The sequence below is a fragment of the Bradyrhizobium centrolobii genome (assembly GCF_001641635.1).
Lineage (GTDB): Bacteria > Pseudomonadota > Alphaproteobacteria > Rhizobiales > Xanthobacteraceae > Bradyrhizobium > Bradyrhizobium centrolobii.
Genome location: NZ_LUUB01000118.1, coordinates 91,214 through 103,552 on the forward strand (window position 1 = coordinate 91,214; position 12,339 = coordinate 103,552).

General features: G+C 62.8%; 9 protein-coding genes. 4 read left to right on the plus strand and 5 right to left on the minus strand.

Annotation, left to right across the window (positions count from 1 at the left end; translation table 11 throughout):
• Window positions 1–13 precede the first annotated feature (13 nt).
• On the plus strand, window positions 14–2,788 hold the full coding sequence (locus tag AYJ54_RS41880) for an HAD-IC family P-type ATPase (RefSeq protein WP_136624306.1): 2,775 nt from the start codon (window positions 14–16) through the stop codon (window positions 2,786–2,788).
• A gap of 146 nt (window positions 2,789–2,934) precedes the next feature.
• On the opposite strand, the gene AYJ54_RS41885 is transcribed toward AYJ54_RS41880, so the two are convergent.
• On the minus strand, window positions 2,935–3,774 hold the full coding sequence (locus AYJ54_RS41885) for a universal stress protein (protein WP_063708319.1): 840 nt from the start codon (window positions 3,772–3,774) through the stop codon (window positions 2,935–2,937).
• Between the two features lie 314 nt (window positions 3,775–4,088).
• Between AYJ54_RS41885 and AYJ54_RS41890 the strand changes: the two genes are divergently transcribed.
• The 3 genes from AYJ54_RS41890 (at window position 4,089) to AYJ54_RS41900 (ending at window position 6,302) form a co-directional block, all read left to right on the plus strand.
• Complete coding sequence (locus tag AYJ54_RS41890; RefSeq protein WP_063708320.1) at window positions 4,089–4,469, plus strand: SHOCT domain-containing protein; 381 nt, start codon at window positions 4,089–4,091, stop codon at window positions 4,467–4,469.
• An 87-nt stretch (window positions 4,470–4,556) separates the two neighbouring features.
• Window positions 4,557–5,969: a pyruvate kinase gene (gene pyk, locus AYJ54_RS41895; RefSeq protein WP_063708321.1), complete on the plus strand. Its 1,413-nt coding sequence runs from the start codon at window positions 4,557–4,559 to the stop codon at window positions 5,967–5,969.
• 102 nt (window positions 5,970–6,071) lie between these two features.
• Window positions 6,072–6,302 carry a hypothetical protein gene (locus tag AYJ54_RS41900; protein ID WP_245329288.1) on the plus strand — a complete coding sequence of 77 codons (231 nt, stop codon included), beginning with the start codon at window positions 6,072–6,074 and terminating at the stop codon, window positions 6,300–6,302.
• Window positions 6,303–6,369: 67 nt separating this feature from the next.
• On the opposite strand, the gene AYJ54_RS41905 is transcribed toward AYJ54_RS41900, so the two are convergent.
• From AYJ54_RS41905 to AYJ54_RS41920, 4 genes are all read right to left on the minus strand, one after another.
• Window positions 6,370–7,596, minus strand: a complete 1,227-nt coding sequence (locus tag AYJ54_RS41905; RefSeq protein ID WP_063708323.1) for a multidrug effflux MFS transporter — start codon at window positions 7,594–7,596, stop codon at window positions 6,370–6,372.
• An 89-nt stretch (window positions 7,597–7,685) separates the two neighbouring features.
• On the minus strand, window positions 7,686–9,014 hold the full coding sequence (locus AYJ54_RS41910; RefSeq protein WP_063708324.1) for a glycosyltransferase: 1,329 nt from the start codon (window positions 9,012–9,014) through the stop codon (window positions 7,686–7,688).
• A gap of 496 nt (window positions 9,015–9,510) precedes the next feature.
• On the minus strand, window positions 9,511–10,482 hold the full coding sequence (locus AYJ54_RS41915; RefSeq protein WP_063708325.1) for an HlyD family secretion protein: 972 nt from the start codon (window positions 10,480–10,482) through the stop codon (window positions 9,511–9,513).
• A partial coding sequence (locus AYJ54_RS41920) for an ABC transporter permease (RefSeq protein ID WP_245329289.1) occupies window positions 10,469–12,339 on the minus strand: 1,871 nt, incomplete at its 5' end. The genes AYJ54_RS41915 and AYJ54_RS41920, both read right to left, overlap by 14 nt.

Sequence of the window (12,339 nt, forward strand, 5' to 3'; positions counted from 1 at the left end):
ATCGGAGACAACCATGGTCGTAGCGGCAGACCCGGCTCGGACGAGTGGCGTCACGGCTTGGCACGCGATGTCCGCGAACGACGTCGCGAACTCGCTTACCACGGACTGCGAGAAAGGACTGGACCCGGCCGAAGCGGCGAGGCGCCTGCAGGCGTATGGACCGAACCGGCTGCCGGAGGGCAAGAAGCGTGGGCCGCTCATGCGGCTCTTGTCCCAGTTCAATAACGTCTTGATTTACGTTCTGTTGGGTGCCGGCTTCATCAAGCTTATGCTGAATCTCTGGGTCGACGCGTCGATCATCTTCGGGGTCGTCATCCTCAACGCGCTGCTCGGGTTCATACAAGAGGGCAAAGCCGAGAAAGCGCTGGATGCCATCCGGAACATGCTGTCCGCCGAAGCTCGAACTGTGCGCAGTGGAGAGACGCGCATGATTCCCGCGGAGCAGCTGGTTCCCGGAGATGTTTTGCTGCTTGAGTCAGGCGACAAGATTCCTGCGGACATGCGGCTTGCCGAGGCGAAGAACCTGCGGACCGAGGAGGCCGCTCTGACCGGCGAGTCCGTGCCGGCCGACAAGAACACAGACGCGGTTTCTGACAACTCCACAGTCGGGGATCGGGAATGCATGGCGTTCTCCGGAACGATGGTCGTGTCCGGGCGTGCAACCGGCGTTGTCGTCGCTACGGGCAGCGAGACCGAGCTTGGTCGCATCAACGCCTTGCTCACGAGTGTCAGCGCGCTCGAGACGCCACTGCTGCGTCAGATCAAGAAGTTCGGCTATGTCATCACCGCAGTCGTCGGGGTCGTTGGCGTGCTGGTGTTCGCCTACGGCAAGTGGGTGACGCACATGGATTTCGTTGAGCTGTTCCAAGCCGTAACCGGCATCGCCGTCTCCGTGATTCCCGAGGGCCTGCCGGCAATCATCACGATCACGCTCGCGATCGGCGTTCAACGCATGGCCGAGCGCAATGCCATAATCCGGCGGCTGCCGGCAGTGGAGACACTTGGCTCAGTATCACGCATCTGCTCAGACAAGACCGGCACCCTGACGCTCATGGAAATGATGGTGGTGTCTGCCGTCACTGCTGAGGCGGTGTATCAGGTCACCGGCAATGGCTATGAGCCGGAGGGTAAGGTCAGCAGGGACGGGGAGCCTGCGGACAAGGAACCGGTGCTCACGCTCATGGGACGCGCCTCCATGCTGTGCAACGATGCAGAGCTGCTTCAGGAGGAGGGCACCTGGAAGGTGGAGGGCGATCCGACCGAGGGGGCACTTTATCCGTTCGCAATCAAGCTTGGCTTGGACCGGCGGACCGAGCAGACCGCGTCTCCGCGGATCGACGCCATCCCCTTCGAATCCGAGCATAAGTTCATGGCGACGCTTCACAGGTCTGCCGACGGAACCGAGTATCTTTTTGTCAAGGGCGCGCCCGAAGTCATCCTCGAGCACTGCGATCGACATCAGACCGTCAGCGGTCAGCCCGTGCCCCTCAACCCGGCGCACTTCTTGAAGGCTGCCGACATGCTCGCCGGTCAGGGCGAGCGTGTGCTGGCCCTCGCCTGGCTACAGAACCCGGGCCTGAAGGTGGGAAGCCTCACTCCCGCCGACCTACCGAAGGACCTTGTACTGCTCGGCTTGATCGGTCTTCTGGACCCGCCACGTAAAGAGGCGATCGAGGCTGTCAAGGAATGCCAGGGTGGTGGCGTTCGCGTCACCATGATCACGGGGGATCACAAGATCACCGCCGCGGCGATTGCCAAAATGCTCGGCATCGGCGACGGCGAGACGGCGGTCAGCGGGGCAGAGATCGAGGAGATGAACGAGGCTGCATTGCGGGAAAAGGTGCGCAATGTCGATGTGTTCGCGCGCGCGAGCCCCGAACACAAGCTCCGCCTCGTGAAGGCGATCCAGGCCAACAAGCAGATCGTGGCGATGACAGGCGACGGCGTGAACGATGCACCCGCGCTGAAGAAGGCTGATATCGGCGTTGCGATGGGGATCAAGGGCACCGAAGTCACCAAGGAGGCAGCGGGAATGATCCTGGCCGACGACAACTTTGCCTCGATTACCGCCGCTGTAAAGGAAGGCCGTACCGTCTACAACAATATCGAAAAGGCCATCCTGTTCATGCTGCCGACCAACGTGGCCCAAGGGCTTGTCATCATGGTCGCGATCTTCTTCCACTTCACGATGCCTATCACCGCTCCGCAAGTCCTTTGGGTCAACATGGTAACGTCGGTCGCATTAGGACTGGTGATCTCGTTCGAGCCCCACGAGCTCGACGTCATGAACCGTCCGCCACGCGCGGTCGAGCGGCCGATCCTGACCGGCTTTGGCTTCTGGCGCGTGCTGTTCGTCGGCGTGGCGTTGCTCGCGATCACACTGTGGGCATTCTTCTGGATGAAAGCGCAAGGGGCCTCGGACGAACTCGCCCGGACGGTCGCAGTCAACATGATCACGATCGGCCAGGTGTTCTATCTCCTGAACAGCCGCTACCTGCTGGACAGTTCATTGTCCTTCACCGCGCATCTCGGCAACAAGTACCTGCCGCTCGGAATTGGCGCAGTCGTAATCCTGCAGCTGATTTTCACCTACGCGCCGCCGTTGCAAGCTATATTCGGCAACGAAGCCATCCCGATCTGGGTTTGGCCCTGGCTCTTCGGGGCCGGACTGACATTCTTTCTCGTTGTGGAGGCCGAAAAACTCGTCATCCGTTCGTCGTCTTCGTTTCGCAGGGCGGTTACCGCGGTGGAAGCCGGGGTACAGCTTCGCCAGGTGACTTCCGCGTGAGGAAGGATCGCGACGCGCGCTCCGTCGCGTGGATTTGTTCGTCCGGGCGCCTGTCAAGAGTAACGAACGGTCATTGCGGCCTGCTGCAGCGGTGTCCCAAGAAGCTTGATCTGGCCTCGTCGTCTCATCGTGCGCGTCAGCCAGACCTAGTGCGACAGGAGCACGGGAATTTCGATCCTCGCCTCGAAAATATCGCGTGTCGCGCTGCCGAGCATTAGCGCGCGCTCGAAGCCATGTGCGAATGCGCCCATCACAAGCAGATCCGCGTCTACCTGCCGTGCGTGAGCCAGAAGGGTTGCGCCGATGTTCGGAGTGTCGCGATGGAGCGTGCTGAATCTCGCATTAACGCCCCACCGCGTCAGATAGCGGCAGAGCGCGTGTCCAGAATGAGGTATCGGAAACAGCTTGTCGTCAATGACCGACACGGCGATGACCTCACGCGACTTAACGAGAATCGGCAAGGCATCGTGCACCGCGCGAACCGCCGAGCGTGTTCCATCCCACGCAACGACAATCCGGTTGTTTGCGAGTGCCGGGGTATTCGGCGGCACGAAAATAATTGGCCGCCCCCCCGCAAACAGTGCTGCCTCGACGAGGTCTTTGCGAGGCGGATCGAGCGGTCCGCGCACATCGATAATCAGCATGTCATGTATCTGGGTAAAGTGGATTATGCGTTCGCGAAGCGAGGCGGACTGGTTTTCGGTCTGTAGAACGTCAGACGATACATTTGCATCTGTCGCCGCGGACCGAACGAGTTCCGCCGTTCGCGCCGCCCGTTCACTTGCTAAGGGTGGCTTGCTCGCAGCCGTCCCGACCTGCCGGATGTCCGGTTCAGGTGGTAAATCGCCGACGTCGGTTTCAATATCCTCAATCAATGCAGATAGATGCGCCCCGTACATGCAAGCCAGGGCGATGGCGTAACGCCCTCCGCGCGAGAGCTCATCTCTGCACACCGAAGGCGGAAGAAAAGCGAGTATGTCCTTCATGGTTCATCCCCGTGCAGCTCAAAAGGGCCGCATCCACCCGCCCGCATGATAAACCGTCTTCAGGCCAGTTCGCCAATCGGCGGAGAAGCCTATCGCCCTTGTTCAGAGCGGCCGGGTTACGCGGGCCGAAGAGATTAACTTGTGTGATGGCTAGACGTTCCAGATCGGGAACGTGCATCGCACAGGCGTTCACCTGAGCGCAGGGCCTCTAGGGCGCCACACAACCCAGCAGTGTACGATCCGGCATAAAAATGCTAGGAGTAGCCGGCAAATACGGCGCAAGTGGTCGACGAAAAAGCAGCAAGGAGGGTGTCATGCTCTTCGAGGGAGGCTTCACTTTTTCAAACTTTCTGGTCGACGTGCTGACGATATTCGCGTTCGTCGTATGGTTCTGGTTGGTCATTACAATCTTTGCGGACCTCTTTAGACGTCATGATATCTCGGGGTGGGTCAAAGCGCTTTGGATCATCGTCGTGATCTTGACGTCGTATCTTGGCGTGATCGTTTATCTGATCACTCAAGGGCGAGGCATGGCCGAGCGCAATGCGCAACAAGCGCAGGCGGCTCGCGAAGAATTGCGGCGTGTGGTCGGGTTCAGTGTGGCCGACGAGCTCGGAAAGCTTGATCAGCTCAGGAAAGCAGGATCAATCACTGACGGCGAATTCGCGCGTCTTCGCGCGAGGTTGGTTCAATAGCGGAAGTCTGTCTTCGGCGCATCGTTGCGAATGAAGCCGCATGCAAGTCCTGCCTGGTCGAACCGGAACCGAAGGGATCACATAGCCATGCGTCGTCGGCGTGCAAAAATCGTTGCTACCGTTGGGCCCGCCAGCGCGTCGCCTGAGATGCTTAAAGCGCTGTTTCTCGCAGGCGTGGACACATTCCGTCTTAACTTCAGCCACGGAACCCATAAGGATCATGCGAGCGTCCATGCCTCGATCCGTGCACTCGAGCGGGATATGCGGCGCCCGATCGGCATTCTGATGGACCTGCAGGGTCCGAAAATTCGCGTCGGCACTCTGCGGGACAGGAAGATCACCGTTCGGTCCGGCGAGACCATTCGCTTTGTTTGCTCCGGATCGGAAGGAGACGGCCGGGCCATTCCGTTGCCGCACCCGGAAATCTTTGCAGCCCTGGCGCCCGGCGACGATCTCTTGATTGACGATGGCAAGGTGCGCGTTCGCGCGACGAGACTGGGCAATGACTACATCGAGGCCGAGGTGATTGTTGGTGGGGCGATCTCGAACCACAAGGGTGTCAATTTGCCTGGAACGATTCTCGATCTGTCGCCACTCACCTCAAAGGACCGCGCCGACCTGGAATCTGGCTTGCACCTCGGCGTGGACTGGGTGGCTCTCTCATTCGTGCAGAAACCATCGGACGTGATCGAAGCGCGGGCCCTGATTGGCGAACGCGCCGGGCTGATGGCGAAGATTGAGAAGCCTGCCGCACTCGAGCGGATCGATGACATTATCCAGATGTCGGATGCGATCATGGTCGCGCGCGGCGATCTCGGGGTCGAAATTCCGCACGAGGAGGTACCCGCTCGTCAAAAGGAACTCGTCCGCGCCTGCAGGCTGGCTGGCAAACCGGTGATCGTCGCCACTCAGATGCTCGACTCCATGGTGGCAGCCCCGACACCCACACGTGCCGAGGCTTCAGACGTTGCGACCGCGATCTATGACGGCGCGGATGCCGTGATGCTGTCGGCGGAGTCGGCCACGGGCCTGTACCCACGCGAGGCCGTCGAAATGATGGACCGCATCATCCGCAGTACGGAGCAGCACAAGATGTATCGCGCGATCATCGAAGCAACCCAGCCGGATGAGGATCAGACGCCGCCGCATGCGGTTGCCGCGGCGGCGGCCGGCTTGGCCTCGGCGATCCATGCGGCGGCCATCGTCGCCTATACCTCAAGCGGGGCAACAGCCGGACGTATCGCGCGCAAGCGTCCCAGGGTGCCGATCCTGGCCACGACGACGAGTGTAGAAGTGTCTCGTCGTCTCTGCCTCTTGTGGGGCGCACATAGCGCGCTTTCCGGGCAAGTCCAAAGCTACGAGGAGATGGTGGGACGCGCGACCGAGCTTGCGAAGCAGGAGGAATTCGCCGTCTCCGGCGATAGTTTGGTGGTCGTTGCCGGAATACCGTTAGGTCAGGCCGGGACAACCAACAATCTGCGCGTCGTTTCGGTCTCCTGATTCCTCTGCATCGGGTCGTTCCAGAGAACATCAGAGCCAGAACGGCGTCTGCCGAAGGAGCGCGGCGCCTGCGACCCCGCCGGGCGGGTGTGGCAGCCTTACGTGCTCGCCAACGTCTGGCGCGATTGGGGCGCCAAAGCAAAGACGATGTTCGGCATCGACTCGGTGCCATTAATCGAGCAGGCGACGCGGCTGGAGTTCGCCGGCGGCCTCAGCGCGAAGATCCTTCCCGGTCTCAGCCTCTATGCGCAGGCCGGCTATCAACTCGCCACCTCAAATGATAATCGCCGCGACGGCGTCAAGGGCGACTTCGGCGTGCACTACTCATGGTAGCCTTTGACGAGCCGACTCGCACGATTTCGTCGTTCACGATCGCCGCGTCAGGTTACGTCGGCCCGTCTCATGTCGGCGTTTCGAGGTTAGCAGCGAACGGAATGCGGCGCTCGGCGGGACGGGCGAGCAGCCAATATCCGGTCAGAGCAAGCAGCGAGCACGCGGCCATCACCGCCGACATCGACAGCGCCGATCGCCCGTCGAACAATGCCGCGACCAGCGCGCTCGAGGTCGCACCGGCGGTCAACTGAATGCTGCCGGCCGCGGCGCCGACAGCGCCGGCGATCTCCGGCAAGGGCTGCATCGTGGCGTTCATGACGTTTGGCATGGTCATGCCAAACGCGAACGCAACGACGATCAGGAGCGCGGCGACGAGGGCCGGTGGCGTCCAGCCGGTCAAGGTCATTGCGAGCAGCGTGCAGGCTGCGACCGCCGGCAGCGCCAGCCCGACCGTCACCACTTGAGCCGGCGATATGCCACGGTGGCCGAGGCGGCCGTCGAGGAAGGCTCCGCCCGTCACCGCCGCCGAACAGGCACTGAAGATCAGGCCATATTGTCGGGGCTGCAATCCCGCGACGTCGATGAAGAACAGCGAGGATCCCGTGACATAGGCAAACACCGTTGCACCGCCGGCGGCGCCCACCAGGATGTAGGCGAACGAAACCGGATGGGTCAGCACGCGAAGATAGCTTGCGAGGACCGCGGGGCTGAGGCGACCGGCGGGATCAAGCCTTGCGCTCTCGGCAAATCCGACCAGCACGGCGAGCAACAGGATGGCGCCAATGCCGGCCTGCACGGCATAGATCAGCCGCCAGCTGCCGAGCGTCAGCAGCGCGGCGCCCGCGGTCGGCGCTATCACGGTCACTACGTTGATGGCGATCACGACATTGGCGATCTTGGCGCGCGCGGCCGGGCCGCCGAACAGGTCGCGGATGATGGCAAAGGTAATTGCCGTGCTGGCGGCGCCCGCGCCCTGGACGAAGCGGCAAATCAGCAGCACAGACAAGGACTGCGCGGCTGCGCAGGCGAGGCTCGCAACGACAAACAGCAAGATGCCGAACACGACCACGGGCTTGCGGCCCAACCGGTCGGAAACGGGGCCGTAAAGGAGCGGTGCTGCGGCGAGACTGACCATGAAAGCGCTCATGGTAAGACTCGCATCCGAGGCGCTTTTGCCGAACGTGGCGCCGGTTGCGGCAAGCGCCGGTACATTGATGTCGATCCCGGAATACGGCACGGCCGCGAGAATGCCGAGCAGCAGTGTGAAGGCAAGGGAAGCCGGCTGAATTTGCATGACGTGACATTCGAATCGTTTGAATAGATCTCCGAGGGAGGGGAGGCTGACATCCCCTCCCTCGTAGGGACGGCGGTCAGGATTTGCCGTCACGCGCTGCGCCGGCCGCGACTGGCCGGCAGCGAGGATTGCTGCCCGGCAACGACCTCGCCAATGATCGAGAGGATCTTGGACCGCGTGCCGATGTTGGCGAACTCGTTGGCCATTTGCGCTGCGCGCAGGTGGTAGACAGGCCGGTCGAGAACGATCCGCACGGCATCACGCAGCGCCTCCCGTGTCGGTTCGTTGGTTGCGAGATTGAGGCCGACCCCGGACCACGCGACGCGCGCGTTGACGTCGGCCTTGTCTTCGGTCAGTCCCGCGGTGACCAGCGGAATGCCGAAGCTCATAGCTTGGTTGACGCTGCCATAGCCGCCATTGGTAACGAGCACGTTCACGCGGGGCAGAAGCCATTCGAACGGCAGGAAGCTGGCCAGCCGTGCGTTGGCCGGAATCGGGCCCGGGATTGCTTCGATAGGCCTTCCGCCTGCGGTAGCGACCACGAGCAGATCGCGCTCGTTGGCGAGCGCGGCAAGCGTCGGGGCAACCAGCAGGTTGAAATTGTGATTGGCCACCGTTCCCTGCGTTACCAGTACCACTTTGCGTGAACCGTCGAGTTCATGCGCCCATGGCGGGAGTGGAACCTGGCCGGGAATGATCGGAGGCGTACCGACGAAACGCACGGACGGCGGAAACTGGCGCGGAAATTCGAAGCTCGGCACCGACAATTGCATGTAGGTATCGGCGAGTTCGACGACGGAATGAAACAGCGGCAGCGATACCGGACCGACGTCCATGGCTTGCAGCGTCCCGTTCAGGCGGCGCAGCACCGGCTGGTCGAGCGCCGCATCATTCTCACGCGCGATGGCGGCATATTCCGCGCGCTGCTCCGCGGTTGTTGCGGGCGGCAAGCCGAGAAAATTCGGTGCGCCGTCTTCGCGCGCCCAATGCAGGAACGATGTGCCGCAGAGAACGACGGGAGGCCGCTTCGTGCGCGGTCCCAGCAGCATCGGCAACAAACCGAAAAACATATCGTCGCCAACGATGACATCGGCTGGAAAATCCGCCAATATCTGCTGCAAGCCCTGATGCTGAGCCGGGATCGAGTCGACAAAAAGGCGCTCGCAGGCGATCCGCAGCCACTCGAAGCCCGGTGGAATGCTCTTGAGTTCCGGAGCGATCGCGAAAACGTCCTGCGGATCGAAGTCCGCGGCCGGGGGAAGCGCAAAAAATCTGGCTCCGCTGGTTTCGATGCGGCTGCGGAACGCGGTCCCCGTCAGGAAAGCGACCTCGTGCCTGTCGGCGAGCAGGATGCGCGTGATTGCAAGCAGCGGGTTGATATGTCCCGTCGCGGGCGTCGAAGCGATGAGAATTTTCATGTGATCGGTCCTCTGATGGTCGCAGCGGCAGGCCGGCTCACCCGGACCGACCGCTCGACGGAGCAGAGAAACCTGCCGATATTGTCGTTACCTGCTTCAGCTTGGCGCGAGTTGGTTACGACCATAACGGATCACGGCATCGCCGAGGCGCGGGCGACGGGGCGATGGAGACGTTAGAGGCTGATTGCCCTTGGATCACGCCTGCGTCACGCAGCCGCGCTTTTTTGTGATCAATCCGCGTGTGCATGGCCGAGCGATGCACCGATCTTCGCTCGATGATCTCCGTCATCGCCCACTTGGCAGGGGTCCAGAACGAATTGGCGAAGCGGTGTTCGGGAAGCCCCTGTGCGATCCCATGAATGGCAAGAACATGTCCCGCTCGGATGATATTCGGATGGAGTCCTCTGCCCATCCTTCATGCGCTTGCAGTCATAGGTCTTGGGATCGGGCGTTGGTGAGCCTGGAAGCTGGCGCAGACTGTCAGCGCTCTTCGTTGTCAGTGCTCGATCCAGACAGTCATGCCCGGCTCAAGGTCTGCTGCCTTTTGCTCCAGGTCGAGGCGCAGGCGCAACGTGTTGCGGTCATGATCGCCGATCACCCGTTCGGCTTGCCAGGTGGCAAAGACACCCAGCGGCCGCAGCTCGGTGATGACGGCCTTGGTTGCGCTATCGGTATTGGTCCGTTTCACGCCCACCGTGTCTCCCATGGCGAGGCTATTGAGATGATCTTCGCGCACATTGAACGAGAGCCACTGCCCGCCCGCGGCCTCGACCATCAGGATCGGCTGGCCGGCGCGGACGTTTTCCCCCACCTCCGCGGCGATGGCGCTGACCACGCCATCAGCCGGTGCGCGTAGTACCATCTTGTCGAGACGGCGCTCGAGCACGGTGACCGCTGCGGCCGCGGCCTGCACCTGTGCATCGGCGATGGCGCGTTCCTCCCGGGTCGGACCCGCCACCGCCGCGTCGTAATTGGCCTGGGCCTCCGCAACGTCGGCACGTGCGGCAGCCACGTCGTTTTCGGCCTGGTCGAGCGTTTGCTGGGATTCGAAGCTCTGTCGTGCCAGCGTACTGGTCCGCGTGAGTTGGGCCTGCACATAGTCGAGGCGGGCGCCCGCCTTGGCGATGGCAGCCTTTAGGGACTCCACCTGTTCGCGGCGGACGCCGGCATAGACGTTGTTGCGGTTTGCGACGGCGGAAGCGAGCGCGGCACGCGCCTGGTCCGCCTGCGCCGTCAACTCCACCGCCGAAAGCCGAGCCAGGACATCGCCGGCCTTCACATGGGCGCCTTTCTCGACCGCGATCGACACGAGCTGGCCGGTCACCTCCGGCTCCACCCTGATCTCGGTCGCCCGCACGACGCCGACGATGGCCGCGGGCAGTTCGGAGTGACGCGTGGCATAGATCAGCGCGGCCGCGACGAGCGCGAGCGGAATTGCGAGGAAGGCGGCAGGTCTAACGCTGCGCATGTCCCTGTCTCCTCCTGACGGCAAACGCCGAGATCACGGCGAGCGCGAAGTAGGCGAGCGCCAGACACCACAGTGCGAGCCAGTCGTGCGCGACCTCCCAGATGCTGGCCCCCATCTGGTTGATGCGCACGAGGCCGTCGATCGCGGAGTCGGCGGGGAAAATCCGACCAAGCGCAAGGGCCGCGTCGGGGATCGCTTCGCGGGGCCACGCAAAGCCGGCCATGAAGAACTGCGGCAGGCTCGTCGCCAGCAGGAGGATGGTTGCGTTCTCCGGCCGCGTGAACCAGGCTCCGACAGCCTGCCCCATAAAGCTCGTCGCCAGCAGGAAGACGCTTGCGAGCGCGAGGATTTGCGGAAGATGGCCGAGCGTCGAAAAACCGTAGATGCGCGGCAGGACGATGACATAAAGCGCGAGCGCCGGAAGGTAGATGGTCAGGTGAGCGACGCCGCGGCCGAGCACGCCGGCAAACGCTCCGCCGCCCGCCGCCAGCGCAGTGCCGGTCAACATCGCCGCGCCGATCAGCAGGGTTTGCTGCAAAATCAGGATGAACGCCGCCGGAACGACGTAGCTCGCATAACCGCCTACCGGGTTGAAGATCGGCTGGAGCAGAACATCGGCCGGGCTCGACGTCGCCAGCTTGGCCTTGACGAGGCTTCCATCCGAGCGCGCGCCGCGCGAAACCAGCTCTGAGGTCAACGCTCCGATGGCGGTGGCTATCCCGCTGGCGCTCGATCTGAATATGAACAGGTAGGTTGCATCCGCGTAGATCGGGATGTGGGCGGTGATGCCTTTGAGCACATCGCGCTCGGTGTTCGGCGGGATTTCGACGGCGGCAAAGGCCTGCCCACGATCGATTGCGGTGCGCGCCTCGGCAAGCGTTCGGGCGCGCACCACCACGTTCAACGCGCCACTCGCATCCAGCGTCTCGACGATCTGCCGGCTGAGATCGCTGAGATCATTGTCGACGACCGCGATGGGAAGCTTACGAAGAATCTGGTTCAGGTAGGGTTGCGGATAATAAATGCCGTAGACCAGAGGAGCCAGGAACAGGAGGGTGAAGGCGCTCCGCGTTCCCAGCACGCGCCGCCACTCCGCCTTGAAGGCGCCGCCGATGCCCGCTGGCGCTTCCTCTGTTTCGGGCGGCTCGGCCGATCGCGCCGCCGCAAACCAGCCCTTGCGGGTGACGCTCGCCATGCGCAGCAGCGCGAGGCCGGCAAAGAGCAGCGCTAGGCCCGCAAGCACCGCGAAGGGAACGGCGGAATCGGCGACCGGCAATCCCCGCGCCGCCTGCCCCAGCAGGACGGCCATGTACCAGCGCAGCGGGAGGACCGCGCTCCAGGTTTGCGCAAAGGCATTCATGCCGATGGAGGGAAAGCCGACGCCGGCGTAACCGAATGCAGGAGAGGCAATGAGGCCCGCAAGTCCGAGCCCCGTCGCCAGATCGCCAGCCAGAAGCTGGAGCAGGGCACCCAACGACAGATAGGCAATGATCAGCAGCGAAGCAGCGGCGATCATCAACGGCAAGTCGCCCTTGAAGGGAATCTGTAGCACGCCCTCCAGGAACAGCGGCTCGACCAGCATGATCAGGACGAAGATGCAGAACAGCGGCGCGAGCTTGCCTGCCAGCGCGACGAGCGGATCGCCACCGGCGCTTTCGAGCCAGGTCCGCGCGTCGCGCCGGCGGAATTCGGAGCCGACGGAATAGCCGGCGGCAAGCGTGATCACCACATGGATGATGGTCGGCAGCAGCGCTCTCAGCAGGAACTGCGCATAGTTCTTTTGCGGATTGACGAGCGCCATGGTCTCCGCCTTGAACGTTCCCAAGGACGCCGGCGCAGGCGCAGCGCGACTGGCGG

Bases quoted from the DNA above. Each gene is read 5' to 3' on its own strand.
- AYJ54_RS41880 (WP_136624306.1), top strand. From the start codon at position 14: ATGGTCGTAGCGGCAGACCCGGCTCGGACGAGTGGCGTCACGGCTTGG.
- AYJ54_RS41885 (WP_063708319.1), bottom strand. From the start codon at position 3,774: ATGAAGGACATACTCGCTTTTCTTCCGCCTTCGGTGTGCAGAGATGAG.
- AYJ54_RS41890 (WP_063708320.1), top strand. From the start codon at position 4,089: ATGCTCTTCGAGGGAGGCTTCACTTTTTCAAACTTTCTGGTCGACGTG.
- pyk (WP_063708321.1), top strand. From the start codon at position 4,557: ATGCGTCGTCGGCGTGCAAAAATCGTTGCTACCGTTGGGCCCGCCAGC.
- AYJ54_RS41905 (WP_063708323.1), bottom strand. From the start codon at position 7,596: ATGCAAATTCAGCCGGCTTCCCTTGCCTTCACACTGCTGCTCGGCATT.
- AYJ54_RS41910 (WP_063708324.1), bottom strand. From the start codon at position 9,014: ATGAAAATTCTCATCGCTTCGACGCCCGCGACGGGACATATCAACCCG.
- AYJ54_RS41915 (WP_063708325.1), bottom strand. From the start codon at position 10,482: ATGCGCAGCGTTAGACCTGCCGCCTTCCTCGCAATTCCGCTCGCGCTC.